Here is a 23502-nt window from a genome sequence, read left to right on the forward strand (position 1 = left end):
TTTTTTAAGCGGTAATTTTCTGGTCTGGTATTTTCTGTAATCGTTTAAATTTAAAGCTAATATAAGTTTATTTTAAATGGAGGACAAAGGGAGATTTTTGAAATTTGGCGTAAATGCAAAAAAAAGCTCCAGAGAAATCTGAAGCTTTGTATGAAATTCAAAAGATGGTTAGTTGGCTCTGCTTCTTTCTTCCTCATTTCCAAAATCTCTTTGTTTTGCTTTGATGTTTTGATTACCGAATTTATAACTCAACGAAATTCGGAATCCTCTGCTGTCACTATAGCTTTTTACATTGGTCTTAATGTCGTTGGAACTATAGGAAATTAGCGGTTTTTGCGCATTCAGTAAATCTTCGCCAATGAAGGTAACAGAAAGATTTTTGTTGAAAGTGAGCAGCTTCACCGAAATATCAAGAATATGCAAAGTCGAAATATTAAAAATTTGGTAACGACCAGGCAGTTGTAAACCATAATTTAAACCAAGAAATAGTGTCTTGCTGCTGTTGATCGTAAAATCGTTATTGCTGTAAAGGTATCCGTTATAACCATCAATTGACTGAATAAAAGCGGTTTTTGATTTTACATTTTGATAGTTTAAATTGAATCCGGTGAAGCTGTTCCACCATGACCATTTGTTGAAATTGTATGAAGTAGAAAGACCGATCTGATACGTATTGGCATAGTTTAAGGGAGTGTTTCTCGTAACATTTGTATTCGGATCAATGATCGATAATTCTTGTCCAAAATCGGAAACCTGAGAGAAGTAAACAGAACTTACCCATTTTTGATTTCGGATAAACGAAAACTCAAAATTATCAATCAATGAAGGTTTCAAATAAGGATTTCCTTCCGCATAAAAATAAGGGCTCGTTTTAACTACAAAAGGATTTAAATAATCAAAATCAGGTCTGCGGATTCTTCGACTGTAGTTTAACGAGAAAGAATTACTTTCATTTGGAATATATGTCAGATAGGCCGTTGGAAATAATTTTACATACTGGTTGGTGTTGGTTTGATTCAGATTTTCAGAATATCCTTTGGTTTGTGTCGCTTCGATGCGTAAACCAATTTGAGTCTCCCATTTTGAGTTTATTTTTTTGCTTCCCGAAAAATACAAGGCCTGATTGTACTCTTTATAATTAAAAACATTCGATTGATTGGTGTTAAAAACGGGCACCCCAGTTTCGTGATCGTATACAACCAGATTGTTGTTTGTATTGGTATGGAAAGTTTTCGCTCCAAAACTAAGGTTTGCCCAATCGTACGGTAAAGTGACATCAATATTGGCCGAGTAATTTCGGATGGTGTTGACATTGGAATTGATGGAAGAGAAAAAACCGCCGGGAATCTTATTTTTACTGCTGTCTAATTCATTTCCGGAGAAGAAACGAGAATCACTTTTGTTATAATCAAAATAGTCCAGATCCATTGAGATGTTTTTTCCTAAGCTGTCGATTGCAACCGAATTATGAAAGTTAACTGCATTCATCTTTGGGTTATTTTCGCCATTGGCATTCGAAGTAATATAAGAATCCGCCATTCCGCTCGCAGTATTGTATCGGGTCGTAAATGGGGTGTTTGCGTTCACTTTATCTGTAAAACTGCCCAGATATTTGAGTCCGGTACTCCATTTGTCGGTAACTTTATAGTCAAAACCAAGACCTAAGCTCAGTACATCTGTGGTCGATTTGTTTTTAACTTCTTGTTTCCAGGTCTCATTGGTATAAAAAATAGAGCTTTCAGAAGAAGTCAGTAATTTTTGTTTTCCTTTGCTTACCGTAGCCTGTACCGAAAGTTTATCGTGATTGTATGTAAAAAGTCCGTTTGCGTTCCCGCCTGCGTATGTTTTCTGGGTGTAGGATGTTCCAATATTGGCATTCCATGAATTGGCTTTTGCCGTTTTCAGTTTAATATTAATCAGACCGCTATTACCTTCTGCGTCATATTTTGCCGGAGGAGTGGTAATCACTTCAATACTTTTAATATTATCCGCCGGAATTGATTTAAGAAATGCTGCCAAATCTTCCTGAGGCATTCTTTGCAAACGATCGTCGATCATCACTAAAATTTCACCTTTACCTACAATCGAAATCGCTTCATTTTGAACCCTAACGGTAGGTGTTGCTTTTAGGGCGTCTAAAGCCGTTCCGCCAGTAGCGGTCACCGAATTTTCGACATTAAAAACAAGTCGGTCTACTTTTTGTTCAATCAGTTTTTTTCTCGATTTTAAAGTAACTCCGTCCAGCTGTACCGATTCTTTAATTTCAATCGTACCCAGATCGGTATTTTGGTCTATGGTGATTTCGCGGTTCATAAATTCAGTACCAAATTGTTCGAGTAGTAAGCGGTAATTTCCTTTTGGAGCTTTCAGCACAAAATTCCCCAGACTGTCTGTTGAAGCCTGAGCAGCTAAAGTTTTTTGTTGGTTTAATAAACCGCTGATTACAAATTCAACGGCTTGTTTATTTTGATTGATCACTTTTCCTTTAACTTCATATTCCTGACCAAAAGAATACGTTTGATATAAAAAGACAAGTACTAAAAGGCTAATATTTTTCATGGTTTTTAGATTAATTATGCTGCAAAACTGCACTGAAAAGAGGCCGAAAACTACTTTTATCGACAAACCCCTCTGATTAATCTACAAACCCGGCTTTGGACTTTTTGATGAATGTATATCTTTGAAAAAAAAACGAAAAATGTATAAAGGAACATTATCAAAAAGAGTAGAAGTGTTTGTTCACATCATATATTGGCTTTTGATGGGGTATTTCACCTTTGTTAAAAATCTGATACAGGCAAAAGTTTACATTCCTGATTTGTTTCTTTCAACGTACATGATGGTATTTGTAATGACCTTTTACTTTCATTATTTTGTAGTAATGAAATTGGTTTTCAAATCGTTTCAATGGAAGCGTTTTTTTGCGGGAGTAATCGTTTCCTACTTGTTTTTTATAGCTTCAAGATGGCTGTTGGAGCAGGAGATAAGCGATGTTTTGTTTCACCGAATCAATTATACCAATCCAACTTTTTTTAAGTATATGGAGGATAACCTGCACTACAGCAGTATGCCTGTTATTTTAAGTTCACTGCTTTGGTTTGTCATTTATTTTATCCGCTTGCTCGAGTACAATCAGCATATTCTGGAAGAGAATAAAAACACCGAAATCAAATTTTTGAAGGCACAGATCAATCCGCATTTTATCTTTAATACGCTGAACAACATTTACTCAATGGTTTATTTTCAGTCCGATAAATCGTTGGCAGCCATTGAAAAACTAAGTCAGATTATGCGTTTTACGACTTACGAATCTCAAAAAGAAAAGATAAAACTGGCCGATGAAATCGATTATATAAAAGCGTATATCGAGCTCGAACAATTGAGGCATCAGGAAAGTGCTTTTATTGATTTCAGAATTGAAACCGAAAATAGTTCCGAAGAAATTCCGCCTTATATTTTGTCTCCACTAATTGAAAATGCTATGAAACATGGGGTTACTTCTAACGAAAAACCGATTGTAATTGAGCTACGGTTAGCCGATAAAAAGCTCCATTTTAAAGTGACAAATGATATCGCCATACAAAAGAAGGATAAATTGGGAGGTATTGGATTGAGTAATTTAAGAAAGAGACTGGAAATTCATTATCCGCAAAAACACCAAATTAAAGTAGTAAATCAAAACAATCAGTTTACGGCTGAACTCGAAATAGAATTAAAATGAAGAAAATAAATTGTATCATCTTAGACGACGAACCTTTTGCAGTAAAACTAATGGCAGATTATGCCTCTAAAGTGCCACGATTAAACGTTTTGTATGCCGATTCAGATGTTTTTAAAGCCATCGAAATACTGAACAATGAAGTGGTTGATTTGGTGTTTATCGACATTCAAATGCCGCAGTTAACCGGAATTGAGTTGATGCAAATGTTCAATCAGAAACATAATTTTATCATTACCTCTGCCTATCCCGATTATGCGTTGGATGTTTTTCAGTTTCATGTTATAGATTATCTACTCAAACCAATCGTTTTCAATCGTTTTTATCAAAGTGTTGAGAAATTTATCCGCTGGCAGGAAACCTTTCAAAACCAGCAAACCGAAGATTTTTTATTTGTAAAAGCCGACAGGAAACACCATAAAATAGCAACCGAAAATATTCTTTATATCGAAGGACTTAAAGATTACATCCGGATTCATACAAAAGGCGAAAAAATTATGGTTTTGGAAAACATGAAAGATATTCTCGAAAAACTTCCGGTAAACCAATTTGTTCGGATTCACCGATCCTATATAATTCCAAAAAATAAAATAAAAGTTATCGATGGAAATCAGATACAACTTACCAGCGGAGAGCAGCTTCCGGTGGGTGAAACCTATCGAAAGTTAGTCAGCGACTGGTTAAGTTAGCAGCAAAAAAATAAGAAGGTCCCGGTTACATCATTTTGCCTTCTTTGGCATATTCTTTTTTAATGCCTTGCAGCAGGTGATTCAGTTTAATGTTTTCGTTTTGATCTTCTAATGTTTTGAGGCAGGCATATTGAATAATGTTTACAATATTGGCACCGGTGATCTCGTATTTTTTTGAAATTTCATGAAGGTTTACATCCTCAGCAATTTTAATTCCTTTGGGCAGATTGTTCTCCCAAAGCTGTAGACGTTCCTGAGAAGAAGGCACTTCAAATTCGATGATAGACTGAAATCTTCGGGTAAAAGCGGTATCAATATTGGTTTTAAAATTGGAGGCGAGAATCACCAATCCGGGATGATTTTCGATACGCTGCAGCAAGTACGAGACTTCCTGATTGGCATATTTATCGTGCGCATCCCTCACATTGGTTCTTTTTCCGAAAACAGCATCGGCTTCATCAAAAAAGAGAATCCAGTCTTTATCTGCGGCTTTGTCAAAAAGAGAAGACAGGTTTTTTTCGGTTTCGCCTATGTATTTCGAAATCACCATCGACAAATCAATACGGTACACATCTCGTTGCGTGTATTTTCCAAGAAGCGAAGCCGTGAGTGTTTTTCCGGTTCCCGGTGAACCATAAAACATCACCCTGAAACCGGGTTTGATTTTAGCTTTCATATCCCATTCGTGCAGCAGTATTTCGTTGAATTTGAGCCAGGTTTCGATCTCTTTAATCTGATTTAAAGTAGAAGAATTGAGCACCAAATCATCCCAGTCTAAATCTGTTTCAATTAATTGTGCCGGGAAGACGCTGCTAAGCTGAGGTTTTAGAATTTTTCCGGTGATGAATTTTTCGATGTATTCGTCTTCAAGAATCAGTAAACCGCTCAATTTGGGTTCGCCATTTGGAACAGATTCTATTTTGACGATTCTTTTTTGATACAAATAAGACTGATTGTGAAGGTAATTATAGAACGAGATTCGGCTGTCCAGATCATTCCCGCCCAATAAAAACTGGGCTGTTTCTCCTGTTGGTAAAATCCCGCGATGGTTCTTTGTTTTCATTCCGCCAAACTCGGGCAATTCTCCTCCGTTAGGCAAATACTCGGCAATGATCGAGCTCAGAAAATCAGGATGAACATGCGGAACAAGCGCCAAAGCCAGCAGTAAAATATCGGTTTCAGAAAGATGGTTTTCAATGATAAATTCGCTCACAAAAGAAGTCGTTTCCAGTTGAGAAAAGACGGGTTTTTGGGTGGGATTTGCCGCCTGAAAAAGAGCATCAAGCTGAAATTGAAATTGGGTTTTGAGAAACTGAAGTATGAGTTGCATGGTCTTTTGGTTTTGACTATTGTTATTGAAATTACAATCAGGATTTTATTTTTTAAGTTTTAAGAAAATTGACCACGTCAAGAGCAGGAAAACAGTGTTCAATTCCTTTTAAAATATCCTGATACAAGGGATTTTCTTTAGAGTATTCGTCAATAAATAAGTTTTGCCATCCGCTAATCCCTCCACAGCTGTATAGTTTTTCGATGAAGGACTCAAAAGAAAGTTTTATTTTTTGAGGTTCAAAAGAGGAAGAAATAAAATAAAGGCTAATTGTTTCATTTTCTACTGTGAAAACAGTATCTCCGCCCTCTTCAATGATCAAAGGATAAAATTTACTCAGCTTTTCTTCAAAACTTTTATCTGCTTTAACGAACTTAAAATAGTTGTTGTCCCAAATTTGTTCCTGAGCATGAAGGGGGCCTCCAAAAATGGTTTCAATGGGCAGCATTTGAAAATTGGCAAAGTAAGCATCAGATTTCCAGTGGACTTCCAAGCCGTTTCTTCGATAATGATACCAAACAAAATTAGCGTTTAGTTTCTCTTTTAGTGCGATTTCGACTCTTCTGATTTCAAGGTTGGAGCAGCCAAGGTTTTCTTTGTTGATTATAATTTGGTGCTTTTCAGGGATTTTAAATGGAGCGCCTCCAATAGAAGGCAACGATTTTGTTTGGGTAGCTGTATCATTATAGAATGATTCCAGTATTTCAGGTTTCAACTTGGTACTGACTAAGTAATAAAAAAAATCGTTAGTGTATTTCGTATAGTTACTGAAAACCTCCTTTGAGATATAATTTTGCCAATGGTAAAGTCCGCCTGTCTTAATGCCTAAAATCAGATAAGATTCTAAAGTACAATTTAAGGTAACTTCGCTAAAATCGGGACTCATTCGTATGATTTCGTAGTTTTCTTTTACCGGTTTTAGGAAAGTTACAAACTTGTTAATGCTGTCGACATCAAATGGAACATACCCTTTTTGAATGTAGCCTGAATATTCCTTTAGGTCTGTTTTTTCTATTTTGGTCAGATACTCTGACAAGACTTCTAATTTGGGAATATTAATTTTTCCGAAACATAAAATTTCCACATCCGAAAACCAAGATATAAAAAGCCCATTCGCCGTTTGGTAAAAGGATAACAAAGCGTCGTTTAGTTTTAATTCTGTCCCCAGCTTTTTTAATTTAGTACTGGCCAGGGGTGGGGTTAGCCTTATAGTGTGCGTGTGATTTTTCTTTAGCATCAAAGCTGAAAGTTCTTTTATTTCCGCGAGTATATTTTCCATGTTTAGAATTTTAATACGTTAGCATTGACCATAATCGGGATAACATCTTTTATATCATTTAAGCGATCTATAGTATCTGTTGTTCTACGGCCTGATGGAGTTGTTGGAGCAGTTATTTCAGCGATTATAGCAGTTCTGAAAACAGTCACATTACTGTAGGTTCTGCTTCTTATAATATCCATTACAGTGTCCGTCAGGATACTTTCAAAAGTTGAGCTCAACAGTGAGTCCACTCTGTATTTATCTCTTGGTTGTAGCGAGTTGTAGGCTCGTACAATTTCACTTCGGGTTCCCACACCAATAACAGGAGGGTTAACCGAATTCCAGTCCGGTAAGTCAATATCCAGCCCGGCATCGACAAATTTATTTCCTAGTTCCCAGTTTCGATTGTGGTACGTATATTCCCAGGCTTCAAATTTTATATGTTGCGCATAATTATCTCTTGTGACTCTGTTGTTAGCATCTTTAACGTCTAAAGTCCCGCCTAAAGGGGCACTAACATTCGCTGGAAATTCTCCGCTGTAATAATGGTCTACTTCAGCAGCAATTTTCACTACACCTTGTTTTGTTGGATCGTTGGGACGACTTCCTATCAGGGTTTTTACAGGGTCGTCAAACCTATTATCGTAAGACGAATTGTTGGATGTTGTTCCCGGAGTCAGGTTTTCAGGAACTCCAAATCCTCCAAATCCCTGATTGATCAGATGGAGTCTTTTCCAATGGCCCGCACCTCTTGTCAGACCTCCGGTTTGAATGGCTTCCCAACCCTGTACAAATGAACCTCCGGGCTCAGTGCCGCCTGATCGGTTTGGCGATAGTAAAGTTACCTCTGCCTTATGGGCTTTGTTGCCTTGTGGTTGGTAATTGTATACCGGATTGGCAGGTAAATATCTTCTCAGATTACCTCTAATGTGCCTCATCATCTCACTAAGCTCGCGCATTTTTGAGTTTAGGTTAGGGATCACTCCACTCGTATTGGCGGCATTATTTGCCATAGTTCTTATTTCTGTAGCCAATCGTATAGCATCTCTTACGGTACTGTCATTTTGGTCGACTTCATCAGAATGCAGGTATTCAAAGATGTCTTTAGGATCACTATGCACCATGAGCTGAATCGTATTGTGATTGTCTCTAAATCGTAAAGTGTGTCGGTCTCCATCTGTCTCCTCAAAAGGTTTTTCGATTTGCAGTATTTCTCCTTTTACAGCATTCGTTTCTCCATTTGCCTCTGCATTTGCTTCTTCGCCAGCGCCTCTTACTCCTTTTACTAAAATAGGCGTGTTGTGATTGTTGATGTTTGGCATTTCGGCATCAATATTCCAATTTTCACCGTTTCTTCTGGCGGTTAAATGCGTAAAATGATGTCTGGTTCTGATTGGGTTTAACTCGGCTGTAATTTGAGCCTGTGTTAAAGGATTGTTTTCTGAGGCCGTCGCCAGGGTTCGTAAGGCTTGCAATCCATCTCCCCAATGTGCCAGAACTTCGGGTGTTGGCGGATTTGGCGGGGCAGTTGCACCAGGAGGCGTTCCTGTTGTTCCTGCATTCGGATTTCCTGTTGAGTCGGTCACCTGAGGAGTTGCACTTCCTTCTCCTCCGGTTGTTCCTTCCTGAAATTCAGCCGGATGCTCCGCAGCTGTTGATTGTGCTGGCGGTACATGATCGTTCATCAAATCGGTCATGAACTTATCGGAGTTAAAATCAACAGGAGCAAACTCAACTTCAGGTAACTGATCTGAACCTAAAACATAATCTACATCGGCACCAATACCAAATTCACCCGGCAGCGGATATTCTAATTCTCCTAAAGGCCAGGTCCATTTGTCGTCAGGTGCAGGCGACCACCATGGGCTGTCTAATTCAACAAACAAATCGCCGCCCAATGCCAAAAAGGGTTGCGCCGCCATTTCGGCATGTCCGTGTATGTAAAACTCTCCCTGTCTTCCAGCTTCGGGAGAAGCAGTTTCTCTATAACCTATTGTTGGTGTAGCATCAACATAACCTCTAATTCCGGCAAGGGCATTAACCCCTACACCTACTTTTACATCATGACCTAATAATTCGACACCCAATCCGCCTTCAGCTCGCAATCGTAGACCTGCAAACATAGACATGTTGAAAGAGGCCGAAAGACTAAAGTCATTAAATACCGCCGGATCAGTAGAGTAAGTTCCGACAGCCCTGATGTTGTAAATTTTTGCAGGGCCAATTTTAGCCAGTGCTTCTAAGCCAATATTGGCAAACAAGAAAACATTACCCACCAACGGCACGCCATATAAGGTGCGAACTTCTACCGTAAAAATTTCTCTTATGTAATCGCGCTGAGCAAACAATTCGACTTCTGCGGGTGGCGTTATTTCTCCATGAATCGTAACATGACCTTCATTGTCTATAATCACCATGGCTCTGCCCGTCATCCATTCGGTAAAACTAAAATTGACTTCACCCCAGCCGGCCATCGCTCTTGGGCCTGGTGTTGGCCCGCTGTTTGCTTCAGGAACTCCATTGGCTTCTCTGGCACTCTCGTCAATTTGAGTAGGATCGAGCTGACTCAAAGCGGCATTTCGTGCTGTCGCAGCATCGGTTACCAATAAGGTCACCTGACCGCTTATTTTATCGGTTTGATAGCCTACTGTTCCTCTGATATCGAAAGTTCCGTTTAAAAAAGCAGCGTGAATACTGCCGTTAAAATTGGCAATATTTACGGCCAAATCAACTTCACCCGTTATATTTCCTTCGGCATTACGCTCAATTGTAATCTGAGCCGGATTGAGGTTGGGAACTTCAATCGTTCCACCGGCTCTAAAGGTGATCGCATCTCCCTGGATGCCAAAGTCAAGAGTTGCATTTACAAAGCCCCCAAGCGAAACGGGAATCCCATTTGCGGTTAAGGTTAAGCTTCCTCCTTCAATACTGTTTTGAACATTAGGGACACTGGTTACATCAATTCCAACCCAGCCAAAGGCTTCGCTATTGTCTTTAATCGCATTGATTAAACCGGCAGGATTTGCAACGAGCCTGTCGCCGGTTTTTACTGTAATATACCCGGATATAGCATTGTTTTCAATTCGAACCGCCAAAGCCGGAGTGATATTGACACTGCTAAGGGAATTTAAATAGCTGATGTTTAGGTTGATACTTTGTCGGTTGTCTTTGGTGTTGTAGGTGCCGTCTGTATTTTTTTTCATTTTGATGGTACCGGATGCCCATCGGCCAAAAGTTACATTTACATCTGCACCTCTGCTTCCTGCCGCTTCAATTTGGGCTGCAATGGCTTCTGGCGGAGTAAATGTTGCCGTTTGCAAAGAAATACGTTCGCCGCTTCCTGCTCTTGGCGGAGCTGGAGCCGTTACCGTTTTCTGAATCATTTTCGGCTGTACCGTGCTTGCTCCTTGCTGAACGGTATGTGTTAATTCGTGGGCGAGCAAATGTTTACCGTCCTGCGAATTTGGATTGTATTTGCCTTCGTTAAAATAAATATTGTTTCCGGTGGCAAAGGCCTGCGCTCCTAATTGTCGATTCATCTGAACCGCAGTAGCGTCATTGTGGATGCGGACTTTGCTGAAATCGGTTCCAAAACCGGTTTCCATTTCGTTTTTTACTTTTCCGGGCAAGGGGCTGCCACCACCTTTACTACTGTTTAAGGTATTTTCGAGATTAGTCGTATCAGAAGGGTTTGCGTCTGCAGCGGCACTCAGTTGCAGTTCTTGTTCTTCTTCTTTGGCCTGGATTTCTTCCTCTTCTTTAGCCTGAATGTCTTCTTCTTTTTTCTTCTGGACTAAAGGTTTTGCAGCAAAGTTTGTTTCTTTGGTTTTTGGATGTTCTGTTTTAACCGTATCCGTTGTATGGGTTGAAATATCGGCTTTTTCAACAGCGCTTTTTTGCTGAAGCTCTTCCTCTTTCTTCGGCTGTACCAAAGATTTTGATGAACTTGTTTTTTCTTTTGGTTCCGGAGATTCCGTTTTATTTACTGTCGATTCTTCTTTTTCTGATTTCAGTGAAACGACAGGCGTAATTTTCTCGACGGTGTTTTCTTTTTGAACCTCTTTTTCAGGATTGTTTTTTTGCTGAAGCTCCTGCTGCTGTTTATTTTGAATTACAGGGGCGGGATGAAAAAAAGAACCGTTAGTGGCAGCGGATTTATTAGGAGCTGCTTCTAATTTGGGTTGTACCGCAGGAGAGATTGCTTCAACAGCCGGCTTTTCCGGAACTGTTTTATTCTGAACTAAAGCCGGTGCCGAAAAGAAAGGGTCGGCAGCGGCGGTTTTTTGGTTTGAAACCAATTTGTCGGCTGCTTTATCGGCTTCAACTTCGTATTTATCATTTGATTTACCAATGTTGAGCTTTGCCTGTACGCCAAAAAAATCCTCACCCTTTCTCGAATTAAAAGAAGAAGAGTGGGGAGTAGAGGATGCTGTTTTTGTACCAAATGCTGACATTAATATACCCTTGTGATCTGATTAAGTTGTGGTTATTCCGACGCTTCCGGTAAGGCTGCAATGTGTTGGGTCGCCATTATAGCCTCCCAGATAAATTTCGACATAATACGTACCGCCTTCTAAACCCGAAACAGAGGTACTTCCTCCTGACAATGAAATCGTATCTTCATGAACCTTACTGTCAAACCATAAGTCTACACTTTTATATATTTTAACTTCTATTGTACTGGCAATATCACGACATCTGGGAGGGCCAACCCAATCCAAATTTGAACTTAAAGCTATCGAACCACCTGCTGAAACACTAAAGTTACTCGATTCCCGTTTGTGTGTGGTCCATTGTGAGATGTTCCAGGGGATGCTGGCCAATTGTACAACATCACTTTGTTTTTGAATATTTTTGCTTCTGTTTCCCTGTTGTACGGTATGGGTTAACTCGTGCGCCAGTAAATGTTTCCCTTCGGTAGAGCCGGGATTGTATTTTCCTTCGTTAAAATATACATCATTACCACTCGTAAAAGCCTGCGCACCTAATTCCTGACTCATCTGAACAGCACTCGAATCGGTATGGATTTTTACGTTGCTGAAATCAGTTCCAAAACCGGCTTCCATTTCATTTTTAGTGTTTTTATCCAAAGTAGCGCCACTTCCTTTTGAACTGTTGAGTCTGCCTTCCAGATTGCTGTCATGGATTTCACTTTCGGTGTTTTTTCCTTTTTTCTGAACCGGTTTTTCTTCTTCTTTTTTGTCCTCTTTTTTCTGCACACCTTCTTTTTCACAATCAGCACATTTGGCCTGAACGGTTTTCTCCTCTTCTTTTTTGTCTGATTTTTTCTGAACTTTTTCTTCCTCTTTCTTTTCTTTACTCTGAACAGAAGAAATTGTTTCCGAAATAGGTTTTTGCTGTACCTCTTCTTTTGATTGCAGAAGCCCGGCAGCAGAAGGTTTGTTGTTTACCACTTTATCGGCTACAGCATCGGCCTCTACCTCATATTTGTCTCCAACTGTTCCTGTTTTTATCTTTTTCTGAATTTTAGGTCCAAAAAAAGTAGAAGTGTCAGGACCGCTTTTTTTTCGTTGTTCAAATGCTCTCATAACAATACGTTTTTACCATTGGGTATAGATTAATTTTTCGATCCACGGAATTTTAACGATGCTAATATTCCACGGAATTTTCTCTAATAAAAGATCTTGTGTTTTTCGTTCAATTGTCAGTTTCGGGTTAGATTCACTCCAATCCAGTTTCCCTTCCCGTTGAAGAAATTCGGTTCTTAAAACAGCTGTAGAAGTATTTTTTAAGGCCGACCAGTGCTGTACCGCCGAGTCTAACATTTCTTCTACCTGCTGCTTGTGCTTATCGCTAATTTGAACTTCTCTTGGTATGGATTGCCAGAGCGGAATCCCACAGAGAAACTTCTCAAAAAGCATCGCATGTTCGTAATCCTTTTCTTTTTTTGTAGCCGCATAATGCAAAATATGTGCTGCCAGTTCTTTGTTTAATAGCTTATGATCATCATCCATCAAATCACAGTTCTTCAGCATTTCTTTTAAAAAGGGATGCAGAATGATGATCCCCGCATTTTGAACATAACAGGATTTGAAATCCGTATTCTCGTCCAAAAGATCTTCTTCCTCTTCCTCTCTGTCCGAAGGTATCGACGAGCCCTTGACGGGAGTAATTTCAGACGGTACTGCTGGTACGTCTTCCCTGGCATAGATCGCTGCTGTTGCGTCTGTTTTAATTTGGATAGCCTCTTCTTCTTCGTTTTTATTTACAAACTGATCGTTGATGGAATCGATTTCAACCACTGGCTCCGATATGTTTTCATCAGGATTAGGAGCTTCTGTTTCATCAGGTTCCTTTTTTCCACTCTTTTTATCATCGTTTTTTCTATCGTTTTCCCAATTGTTTTTATCATCGCTTTTCTCTTCGTTTTTAGCAAGGGATGGCGTTATAGCGGAATGGATTTCGATAGCTGCTTCGGATGTCGTTTTCTCAGAATTCGATATTTTGTTTTCTTCCGATATTTCTTTTTCTTCCGGTTTTATTTTTCCCACAGCCAGCTCTTTATCTGTATTGGTTTTGGATATGGATTTGTCTTTGATTGTACCCATTTCGATGGAAGATTCCGGGATGATTTCCGGAGCAACAGCTGGTTCTTTTTCTTTTTGAAGAGGAATTGCGATAGCCGGTGTCGCTGTATTTTCTTTGATAGTTGTGTCCGAATCGGTTTGTTTTTCCTCAGCAATGGAAGTCTTTTTATCGTTTTTTGAAACGGTACCTTTTGCAATTGCTTTTTCCTTTTCAGCAATTAAAGAGTCGGTGTATTTTTGAATCAGTTCTTCTTCCTTAAAATCAGTTGAAAACAATGTTTTTATGCTCTGAATAAAAAGTTCAAAAGACAATTTTTGCGACACAAATAGAGCCTGATTTTCTAAATAATAGGAGGTAAGACCGCTATATTTTTGAGCGTTCCAGATTTCAAAAATCAATTGCCAGAACGAAGCTTTAAAAGGGTGTGACTGGCTATCGAGTATTTTGAAGAAACGGTTTTGTGAAAGCGTTTTCGGGTGCACTTCAGCACTTAAAAAAGCAGCGCCCAAAAGCACAATATCAGCATTTGAAAATTGATTAATAAGACGTTTTTGAACTTGTTTCTGACGAATCAACTGGCGAAACGGAACGCTGAAAACAGCCTTTTGAAAAGTGCTGAAATCCTTTTTTTCAAAAAATACTTCCTCTTCTTTTTGAGTAACCCACCAGGGCATACTTCCGTTTTCTATAAAATAAAGCAGCGTTTTTATTTGTTTATCGTGTGCAGAAATCGTTGTCCATTCCGAATCCTTTTGAGGCTCTTTTTTAGCGGTATTTTTGAACTCCTTTAAAGCCTTTTGTACCTCTTTTTCAACCCGGTTTTTGATGTCGTTTTTCGTTTCAGTATCCGATAAAAAAGTGTTTTTTTTGTCGGTATCCGACTGAATGGAAATTTGCAGTTTTTCGATTTGAATGATTTGATCCTCAGTATCTTCGATGAGGTTGAATTGTTTTTCTAAGAGCGGAAAGAGCTCATTTTGAAGGAACACAGCAAGATTATTTTTGATAGCATCAGCCGTCACCATTGACGGTGTGTCTATTTCTAAAAAAACTCTTTGGATGCTATGTGTATTTTTAGTCATTTTTTTACGATCGTATATTTTTTTTTTCTATCTTTGGTACTCCCGAGTGGGAATACTGGGCATCTGTTCTGTTGGTTTCTTGTGTTGGTTTCGTCTGGTGTAGCAGTACATCGTTTTATGTCGTCTCTTTCATTTGTTCTCAATCGTTCCCCGCCCCTTATAAGCTTCAGACTTGCTAGCTTTATTGGGTCTGAAGCTTATCTTTTTTTTATTAAGGTATCTTGATAAAAATTCCTTCTGTTGGTTTCTGAAAATAAAACTCCGCCTTATACGCATACAGATTAATTACGTTGGCCAATTGGCTTGCATTTATCAGTAATGGACTGGTGATGTGAATCATGTATTTGCTGACACGATCTTCGTTGTGTAATTTTTTTCTAAGGTTCATGAATAAAACCACATCATCGTTGGTACTCCAGGAAATGGTTTTAAAATAATTGCACATCGTACTGTTTACCCAGTTTCCGTTAGTCCAATCCCCTCCAATACTAATATCCGTAATTCTTCCGTTAACAGCACGGATGGCTTTTGCAATTTCGCGTAATTCCTGAGCCACACTTTTATCAGGGGTAGCGCTTGGAATATTCTCAAATTGCTCAAAATTGTCAATAAATCTGCGGTATCTGGACGTGATATCATGACGCATCAGACGTTTTCTCAGGATCTCCCATTTTCTCCAGTCTTCATCAAATCTTCCAAAGTTGTCATCATCCTTATTGATCGGATCGTAATTGTTGTGAATTTTGCGGTACACGTTTTGGTTGTGTGCATTAATGATCGAACAAGTAATACCCGAGGCGCGATAAATTCTGCCGTTTCGGGTAATCTCGGTTTCTGTAAATTTATAGACCGGACTCGTTAATTTTTGAGTAATATCCTGAACTTCAAATTCGAATTTGTCTTTGTCTAATTTCAGGATTTTGAGTTTCTTTTCTTCTTCAATAAAATCAAACAAAAGGCCAGTAGGGAATTGGGTATTGAGGGTTTCCATGACCACGTGAAGTCGGCGCAGAAACACCTCTTTCAAAGGAATTCTGACAATGACCGGAGCATTGATTAAGTTAACACCATTGATGCTGTATCTTCGAATATTGAGTACATAATGAGTAGGCATCGCTTTGATTTTGCTTGGAGTTCCTTTTAGACTTCGCGATAAGTTGTTGATGTATTTTAGAGAACTGATCCACGGATACATACAGCCTATTATCGTACAGCAGCCCAATCCACTGTCCGGACTTATTTTTCCTTCAATGGCAAAATCGGTGATGAAGGTGGTTCCGGATTTGAGCAGTAATAAAGTCCCGCCTTTTTTGACACCGGCTTTGTGCTCAAACGAATAATTGGTGTTGAACAGGATTTTTAAATCGGCCGCATTTTCGGTAATATCCAGAATATAAAAGTCAAAATCAAGTCCGTATTCTATTCTTTTTGCATTTAAAAAAGCTTTTACATCGTCGACACTGTCGTTGAGATAACCTTCTATTCTGTAAAAATCGTAGTCGTCGGTACAATAGCCCAGCGGCGCTTTGATATAATCATTGTTGACCAAATTTGTAGTATGATAGCTGAAATTGGTTTGATGAATGTAAAGGCTGCTTTTCTCAAAATCCCACGCATGCAATAAATTGTCGTCGACATTATAGTAATACGGTACCGATTTAGCCCCCAATTTGCCCATGGCTTTTGAAGGCGTAATTTTAATGCTATTGGCCGTTATCTGGTAGTTGTCGAGAATACTTTTGAGTCTTCTGACCAAAGAGTCAAAATTGCTGAACGTTTTATTCTGATCTAAAATAGGGGCTTTGTAAAATTGATGGCGGTAATTTTTAAAACGACTATTTTCGGCTACAAGCCCTAACAATAAATGTTTTGGAAACGAATTGATGGGCGGATTACACTCCGATTTAAGCTGGAGAAACAGATCTTTCAGTTCTTTGTAAGTGGCCACAACATCTTTTAACAAATCGTATCGATAATGAATATCAGGGGGAATATTGCCCGGGTCAATGGTAAGCAGCGCGTTGATGCGGTTGAGAATTCCGGTTAGCGGGATTGCATAACCAAAGGCCGAAAGTATGGTCGTTAAATTGGCATTTAAATCTGCCCGAAATGCATTGTCGTTGATCGCAGCCGTAAAAAGCTGTCGGATCTGATTTGCCGTTGAAGTGTTGTTGAAGGTTGGGATTACTTTTCTCACACCCAATTCGTCCAGTGTACTGTATTTTTGAAAAACATCATATTTGTTAAAAAGACTGTCTTTTTCCGGAGAACCGTTTTTACCAATAATAACATTGGCAGTGGCCTGGGTAACTAGCAATGCTCTTACATTAAAAATTTCCTCATGACCTTTGTTGGAACAATCGATTTCATCGCACAAGGAGGCATCTTTGGTATAATTTTCCAGATAAAGTATAACCACATAATCTTTTAAATTAGCAAGACTGGACAACAGTAATTCTCCATTTTCCAAAGGAGCAGGGTTTTCTTTTGCAGGCAGTAATTCCCACATCGGCAAAATCACTTTGTTAGCGTCGGTAAAAGGAAGGTATTTGCCTTTGTCATTATCAAACAAACGATAGGATTTATACTCCATTTTAGGGAAATCAATCGTGAACAATTTCTGTTTGATAAGAATCGAGGTTGCGGTGTCTGTTTCTTTATTTAATTTAATCAAATCACCGTCAGTAGTAATTCCCGTTCCCTGAGTGATGGTTACGGTCGTAAAGCCGGCATCGGTCGATACCTCAAAGCCACAAACAATTCCTGTACCGGTAAGAAATACTCTGTTCACTCGATTTTGGTCATCAAAATAATCGATAGTTTCGTTGAGCTGAAAGTGGGTTAACACCTGATCTGCTGCATAACTATGATAATGCCCTGTAATGGTGGAAAGTTTTGTTGCCATGACCTTGTATTTTTATATTGTTCCTAAATTTGTTCTTCCTAATACTATTTTTCCTGAAATATTTTCTTCTTCATCGGTACAATTGTATAAGGTACCGGTAGGATAAATAGAGTTTAATTTGGTTAATGAGTTGATGAATTTCGGTAAAGCGGTTTGTTTGTCCTGCGTTTTATCCGTGAGGAAATTCTTGAAATCTTTTTCAAAATCGAGCAGGTCATTGTCTTTGGGGACGATTTGGTCTTTTCGATAGCCAATCCAGCAGATTTTTCCTAAAATATGAGACGGAATTTCCTGCCGGATCACATTCTCGGCAAAATTTCTAAAGTCGACATCTGCAAAACGATAGGTGTAGCCCGGTAAAACCACACTGATTTTAAAGGAGTACGGATTGGGGATGCAACAGTCATCCGAGCAATCGTCTACGCATATCGGCATATAGTATTTTTGATCGATTGCTTCGTTCGGGTTGGGAACGAGCAGTATGTGTTCGATCAGAAAAATGCCTTCATCGCTGAATTCTTCCTTAAAGAAAGTCAGTAAATCCAGCATGGCTGTTTTTACCGCTTCTAAAGTCTGGTGCAGCTTGTACTGGCGCGCAATGATGCGGTCCGGATTATCAAGATCATTCACCAGTTCCGGATTGATGATGTGAAATGAATATTTATGAGAATCGGATTCGATTACTTCAAAAGTGTTGATCACCGTATCTTTAAAAGCAATTCCATTGTCTCTGTTTTCGAACAGCGTTTCAAATGCAAGCACTATTTCTTTTTCACTGGTTTCGTAAATCTTCAGGATGGACAGGTACATTTCTTTAATCGCGGTCGACTGACTCTCATAATCTTCGGTCGCGGTTAGTATGATTTTATTGGTGCTGTTTCTGATTCTCCATCTAAAAAGATCCGGAGCCATCCCCGGACTCGGGTCGTAAAGCTGAACAAACAAATTAGAGATGTCTTTTCGCTGGATTCCTCTTTTGCCGGTCGCCGGATTTTTATCTCCTTTGATGCCCAACAAACCGGCGATTCGGTTCTCTAAGCCTGTCACATTAAAAGTATTCCACAAATTAGACACAGGCTGATTGAAATAATTAAAACCGCTGGCACGCTGGCCGCTTATGGTATCGTAATTGATTAAAAAATCGGATTTGTTTTGCAGTACGATTTCATCAGAAGAAGCTCCGTACAGGGATTTCATTAAAAAGGCATACTCGGCAAATCGCTCTGCAAATCGTGCGATAAGATGATCTTTGATTTGGTTTTGTCTTTTAACAGCATCGTCCAAATGACTAAAAAGAAACTCATCCAGTTTTTTCTGACTTGAAGACTGGTATTTTTGGTTTACAATTTCTTCAAAACCCGTCATATCCGAAATTTTCTGGGTAAAATAGGTATTCGGCAGCTCGTTGTGGATCGAAAGCAATTCTTTGATGTTGCTCAGGTGTTTGAAATAACTGGCCAGAATCTGATCAAAAAACAGCAGATATCCTTTGAGTTGTTTGGCTTTGGCTTTTCGCTCTACGCTGGCCGATTCTGACAGACCAACTTCGCCAATTCCATAGTTTTCAGGAAAATTATTGGTCACACTGGTGTAATAATCCGTTTCGGTAATTTTACCCTGAGGTATTTTTAATTCTTTGTTTTGAGACGCTTTTTTCTGCGCGTAAGCAAGATCTTCTTTTAAATCCGCCAAATATTGTCTGGCTTTTGTTTTATTGACCATAACGGGCAAAACGCCTTTGCTGAAGTTCAGGGTGCTTTTTTGGCAAAGGCTTGGTTTTTTATTAGGCGGGACACAGATGTTCCAGACACTTCCTTCTTTTTCTATCGCTTCGCAATTGTTCAGTGAAATGTCTTTGATCACCGTTACCCCTTTGACATTCATAATGATTTGCATAATATCAGAAAGACGTACTTCGGTTTTTAAGGCCGAATTTTCCAATTCCTGAGTATCAATAAATCCATTTTCCAGAAAAGGACCTTCAAAAATGGCATCACTTGTATAACCTTTCTCAAACATTTCGGCTAACGAATAGTATCGGATGCCCGGCGACAGGTATTTTTCGAGTTCTAAGGTAATGGTGGCATGAATAAATTCTTCGTTGGCTTCGGGATCAATTTCAATTAAAGCACAAACGGCAATCGGATGAATGTCGACTTCCTGTACTTCTAAAAGATCTTCGCAAAGATTTCGGTTCTCGTGAAATTTTTCGATGATCTGGTTTTTCAGCAGCTTTTTCTTAGCCGGATCCTCTTCATCAAAATCAACCAATATGGTATAATAGCCTCTTATTTCGGTCTCTTTGATGAAAGTGGGCAAGGTGTCGTTAAAATCCTCTTTTTTAAGTGAAATTTTGCCTTCTTTGCAATTGACAAATAATTTTTTGGTTGCTTTTTGAAGCCAGCAATTTTTGATTTTCTGCGGATTGATATCAATTAAAATTTTGCGATAATCAAAAGCGGTAACGGCCTGTACAGGCAAAATTTGAGAAGCGGTAAAAAACTGTTCGTCAATTGGATTCGAGTTATTGCTCAACAGATCTTCGATGGGCAGATTGATTCTCATACCCAAATCGGTAATGGCATAACAAAGCACTTCCAGAATCGTAATTCCGGGATCGTGCGTATTATAATCGGTCCAAAACTGGCTGCCCAATGATTCGATGTACTCGATTCCTTTTTTTCGAAGGAAGTCAAAACTCATGTCATCATTGGAACTGACGTTTTTCGGGATGCTGATATGTTGGTTTACATTTGACATTCTTCTGTTGTTTCTATGGTTTTAACCGTACATGTTTTGATGTCCGTGCTGATGAAATGACTTTTTGCCGAAACTAAAATCGATATCGGATTGGACGGAACGACAACTTTATCAGACATGGCTCCGTTTTTTAACAGCTTTACATCCTGCAGATAATCGACATACCCTAATTTTTCGATGTAATTAATGAGCAGACTCGAATGGATGCTGACTCCAAAGGTGATGGGAACACTTTTGTCGAGTGCCCAGGGCGATAAAAATTTGATGATGTCGGTATTGAGTTCCTGCGAATAAAAATTTTCATCATAACCGGGTTTGAATTTTACCTTTAAATCCACCGTAACTTCTTCGTAATTTGGATTAATGACATAAGTGGTTACGTGCATGGAATTCAATTGGTCGATATGATTTTTGACTTTGTTGAGCGTAGCGGTACTTACCCGCGGCTGGTAAATGTCAAACACGTTTTTGTTTACCGTATCGGGAATCACAACCAGCGTTACATTGCCGGGCGATTGGTACGATGTTTTATTGGCCTTATTGGGAATTTCGCTCGTGTGATTCAGGCATTTTACTTTGTACAATTCCGGAAACTTTTGCAGTATGATGTGCTCGTAATCCCACATGGTTACTGCCCGGTTTTTATGTCGGAGACGTTCGCTGATTCGTCTGTAATACTCTTCGTTATTTTCTTCGGGTTTATGGTCAAAACTGTTGTAAGGCTGTGTCACCGATTTTACATTGCTCAGTCTTTGCAGGAGTTTGGAAATGGTTCCTGCTTCTAATCCGGTTTTTAGATGTGCCAAATCATTACCGTTGTTTTGAAATGTAGCCAAAACCGACTGCGAATGAATCCCGATCATCTTGCAGACCACATCGTATTTTTTATGCATTTTGGCTTTAAGCCAGATGTAATTTTTGGGAAGCCTGGTGTTGTTTTGCGTGGCTTCTTTGGGTAAATTGAATTTGAGGATTCCCGACTGCAACAAGTTATCGGTTTCATTCAGCAGTATATCCGAATAGTTCAGAATACGCCATTGGTTATTACCCAATACCGACCATTCTATTTTTTGCTTTGCGGTAAACGAAAGGGTCTGCGGATTTTCACTTCCTTCCAATACCTGAAACAGCAGAGTAATTTGCTGCAATTCCTGTACGTTCTCCAAACCGATAAATAATTCTCCGCCTTTGCAGTAGGTAGGAAGTACATACGAATCTTTGTTTTCGATATAGCTCAGACCTGCTCTCAGATAACCGTGTTCTTCGGCATATCCGAAAGGATGAATGTGGAATAATTTGGCTTCGTTTTCCTGGTAGATTTTTTCCAGCGTCTGTGTTCCCGAAGCGGTAAAACGGGTGATTTCAGCAGCCTTATAATTCAGAACAACACGTTCAACCAACGGCGTGTAGGGCTCGTTGGGGAGCACGACATTTTTGTTTTCACTCGATAAAGCCAAAGCCAGTGTTTTGGCATACAGTTGGTGCAGGAATGCAGTCGTTAAGGTTAGTTTTATCTGACCGTTTTTCTCGGTGATATAATTGGCATTGTTGATGCTGATACTGGTTTTAGTCGGACTCAGGTCTGTAAAAAACGAGGTTGGAGTATCGCGATTTTTCCAAATATTATTGGTTAAAACGGACAACTGATATTGAAAATAAGTCTTGTTTTCTACGAGTGCTTTGGTATCATTAAATTTAAATTTTTCTTCAGCCTGCTTGATTAAGACACTGTCTCTAAATTGATTGGTACTGATGGTGTCTTTTGATGTTGTTTTGTAAGCGGCGTAATGTTTAACAAAATCATCCGGAAGGTTTTTCCAGAAAATATCAGCGCTGAGGTTCGTCCAGTTTTTAGTAAAGGCCTCTTTGTACCCGATGTGAAAATTAGAACCAATTACGGGTTGCGGTGAAAAAGGGAAAAACGGTTTTGCCGAATTGATGCTGCCATAATCGTTTTCTAAAGCAGCATGCTGGATGTTCTGAACATCGATGTTGATCGTGATGTTTTCCAGTCTGTTTTGTGCCAGCGATTTGTACAGCTCATAGCCGTTGAGTGCTGCAGTATCGAGATAGAACTTTGCAACCGGTAAATCAGTATCAAATTCTTCACCGTAGATTTTAGGGTTATATCCTGTAATGGGATCGGTATTTTCATCCAGCAGAAAAGCAATTTTCATGACTTTTCCGTTAACAGCAGTAGTATAGAATTCCCCTTCTCGTAAGAGTAAGGAGGGTACAATTTCAGGGACTTTAAACCATTTTTTGGCTGTGGTCAGTTCAAGACTCAGACAGTCTTTGATGCTGGCAACTGTTATCTCGCTGATGTTGTTCCGAAAAGTAAAAGTGAGTTGAACGTTGCGTTTTCCTTCGGCTAAAAGAAGAATAGGAGAGGCAATGGCAAAACCCAGCACGGCATTGGGTAATTCGGTTGAAAAACCGGGGGCTTTAGTATAACCAAAAGGCCACCATTGTGCGTTGCCCGGATCCGGAAATGCTTTGCCTAAACCGTCGTAAGAATTGGCGACCGGACTGGCGACTATTTTTTTTGAAGCAACATCGTTATAGATGTTTTTTAGCGAAGCAACGACCGTTTTGTTGGCAATCAATTCGTTGTTTGACGTATAGACTCTGGTTTTTCCCAAAGCATCTTTGCCACCGTCAAAACCGGTTTTGGCATCGATTTTTTCCTGAACCGCATTTTTAGCCAGTTCAAAAACAAGATAGACTTTGTCGGGTGTGGCAGGCAGTTTGTCAATTTGTAAAACCTGATTGTAATAAAAATCGAGATGACGTTTCGTGAGGTTGTTGTATCTTTTTTTACTGTTTTCGAGCAGCATTAAAAAAGTAAGAAACAAGGTTAAATGCGGTGTAATGGCGCAGTCTTTTTTGCTTTCCTCAATCAGTTCGGTCAGTTCTTTTTTTATCCGATCCAGTCGTATTTGATTTTCGACAGACGGTTTTTGATTTCCATTCCATTTAAAAAAATCAAAAAAAGCTTTCCAGTCACTGGACGGTTTTTTGGGATTGGAAGTTTCGAAATAATTTACATATTCAGAAAAATTATAAGCAAACAAAACCCAATCGGTTAATTCAAAATCGTTAAGGCGAATGTTTTCAGGCTGTAACGCACTGATATAACGCTGCTTTTGGTCGCTGCCATTTGAAGCCAAAATACTCAATATCGTAGTACAATTACTCATCTTTTAAC

Annotated in this window: 11 protein-coding genes; 2 read left to right on the top strand and 9 right to left on the bottom strand. The window is 39.2% G+C overall.

Translation table 11 applies throughout. The features are described 5' to 3' along the window. Window positions 1-168: 168 nt before the first annotated feature. Window positions 169-2559 (bottom strand): TonB-dependent receptor domain-containing protein, encoded by a 2391-nt coding sequence (locus ACN1CN_RS11015; RefSeq protein ID WP_419135692.1) that lies wholly within the window; start codon window positions 2557-2559, stop codon window positions 169-171. A gap of 139 nt (window positions 2560-2698) precedes the next feature. On the opposite strand from ACN1CN_RS11015, the gene ACN1CN_RS11020 reads away from it, so the two are divergent. Next, entirely contained in the window at window positions 2699-3721 is a 1023-nt protein-coding gene (locus ACN1CN_RS11020; RefSeq protein ID WP_419135693.1) for a sensor histidine kinase, read from the top strand. Continuing rightward, window positions 3718-4407 (top strand): LytR/AlgR family response regulator transcription factor, encoded by a 690-nt coding sequence (locus ACN1CN_RS11025; protein ID WP_419135694.1) that lies wholly within the window; start codon window positions 3718-3720, stop codon window positions 4405-4407. The genes ACN1CN_RS11020 and ACN1CN_RS11025 overlap by 4 nt, the downstream gene beginning before the upstream one ends. 25 nt (window positions 4408-4432) lie before the next feature. Here the strand turns inward: ACN1CN_RS11025 and ACN1CN_RS11030 are convergent, their stop codons facing one another. The 8 genes from ACN1CN_RS11030 to ACN1CN_RS11065 form a co-directional block, all read right to left on the bottom strand. Then, on the bottom strand, window positions 4433-5737 hold the full coding sequence (locus ACN1CN_RS11030; RefSeq protein WP_419135696.1) for an ATP-binding protein: 1305 nt from the start codon (window positions 5735-5737) through the stop codon (window positions 4433-4435). A gap of 52 nt (window positions 5738-5789) precedes the next feature. Then, window positions 5790-7016 (bottom strand): hypothetical protein, encoded by a 1227-nt coding sequence (locus ACN1CN_RS11035; protein WP_419135697.1) that lies wholly within the window; start codon window positions 7014-7016, stop codon window positions 5790-5792. Between the two features lie 2 nt (window positions 7017-7018). Then, a complete protein-coding gene (locus tag ACN1CN_RS11040) occupies window positions 7019-11452 on the bottom strand; it encodes an eCIS core domain-containing protein (RefSeq protein ID WP_419135698.1) in 4434 nt (1477 codons plus the stop codon). 21 nt (window positions 11453-11473) lie between these two features. Next, the gene (locus tag ACN1CN_RS11045; protein ID WP_419135699.1) at window positions 11474-12547 is read right to left on the bottom strand and encodes a DUF4157 domain-containing protein; all 1074 of its coding nucleotides are present in this window, start codon (window positions 12545-12547) and stop codon (window positions 11474-11476) included. Window positions 12548-12559: 12 nt separating this feature from the next. Further along, on the bottom strand, window positions 12560-14629 hold the full coding sequence (locus tag ACN1CN_RS11050) for a contractile injection system tape measure protein (RefSeq protein WP_419135701.1): 2070 nt from the start codon (window positions 14627-14629) through the stop codon (window positions 12560-12562). Between the two features lie 211 nt (window positions 14630-14840). Further along, window positions 14841-17534, bottom strand: coding sequence for a hypothetical protein (locus ACN1CN_RS11055; RefSeq protein ID WP_419135702.1), 2694 nt, complete (start codon window positions 17532-17534; stop codon window positions 14841-14843). Window positions 17535-17546: 12 nt separating this feature from the next. Continuing rightward, window positions 17547-20294 carry a hypothetical protein gene (locus ACN1CN_RS11060; protein WP_419135703.1) on the bottom strand — a complete coding sequence of 916 codons (2748 nt, stop codon included), beginning with the start codon at window positions 20292-20294 and terminating at the stop codon, window positions 17547-17549. Further along, window positions 20282-23494: a baseplate J/gp47 family protein gene (locus tag ACN1CN_RS11065; RefSeq protein WP_419135705.1), complete on the bottom strand. Its 3213-nt coding sequence runs from the start codon at window positions 23492-23494 to the stop codon at window positions 20282-20284. Before ACN1CN_RS11065 ends, ACN1CN_RS11060 begins: the two co-directional genes overlap by 13 nt. Window positions 23495-23502 lie beyond the last annotated feature (8 nt).

Source organism: Flavobacterium sp. T12S277, assembly GCF_048514875.1.
GTDB lineage: Bacteria > Bacteroidota > Bacteroidia > Flavobacteriales > Flavobacteriaceae > Flavobacterium.

Bases quoted from the DNA above. Each gene is read 5' to 3' on its own strand.
- ACN1CN_RS11060 (WP_419135703.1), bottom strand. From the start codon at position 20,294: ATGTCAAATGTAAACCAACATATCAGCATCCCGAAAAACGTCAGTTCC.
- ACN1CN_RS11025 (WP_419135694.1), top strand. From the start codon at position 3,718: ATGAAGAAAATAAATTGTATCATCTTAGACGACGAACCTTTTGCAGTA.
- ACN1CN_RS11040 (WP_419135698.1), bottom strand. From the start codon at position 11,452: ATGTCAGCATTTGGTACAAAAACAGCATCCTCTACTCCCCACTCTTCT.
- ACN1CN_RS11030 (WP_419135696.1), bottom strand. From the start codon at position 5,737: ATGCAACTCATACTTCAGTTTCTCAAAACCCAATTTCAATTTCAGCTT.
- ACN1CN_RS11035 (WP_419135697.1), bottom strand. From the start codon at position 7,016: ATGGAAAATATACTCGCGGAAATAAAAGAACTTTCAGCTTTGATGCTA.
- ACN1CN_RS11020 (WP_419135693.1), top strand. From the start codon at position 2,699: ATGTATAAAGGAACATTATCAAAAAGAGTAGAAGTGTTTGTTCACATC.
- ACN1CN_RS11055 (WP_419135702.1), bottom strand. From the start codon at position 17,534: ATGGCAACAAAACTTTCCACCATTACAGGGCATTATCATAGTTATGCA.
- ACN1CN_RS11065 (WP_419135705.1), bottom strand. From the start codon at position 23,494: ATGAGTAATTGTACTACGATATTGAGTATTTTGGCTTCAAATGGCAGC.
- ACN1CN_RS11045 (WP_419135699.1), bottom strand. From the start codon at position 12,547: ATGAGAGCATTTGAACAACGAAAAAAAAGCGGTCCTGACACTTCTACT.
- ACN1CN_RS11015 (WP_419135692.1), bottom strand. From the start codon at position 2,559: ATGAAAAATATTAGCCTTTTAGTACTTGTCTTTTTATATCAAACGTAT.
- ACN1CN_RS11050 (WP_419135701.1), bottom strand. From the start codon at position 14,629: ATGACTAAAAATACACATAGCATCCAAAGAGTTTTTTTAGAAATAGAC.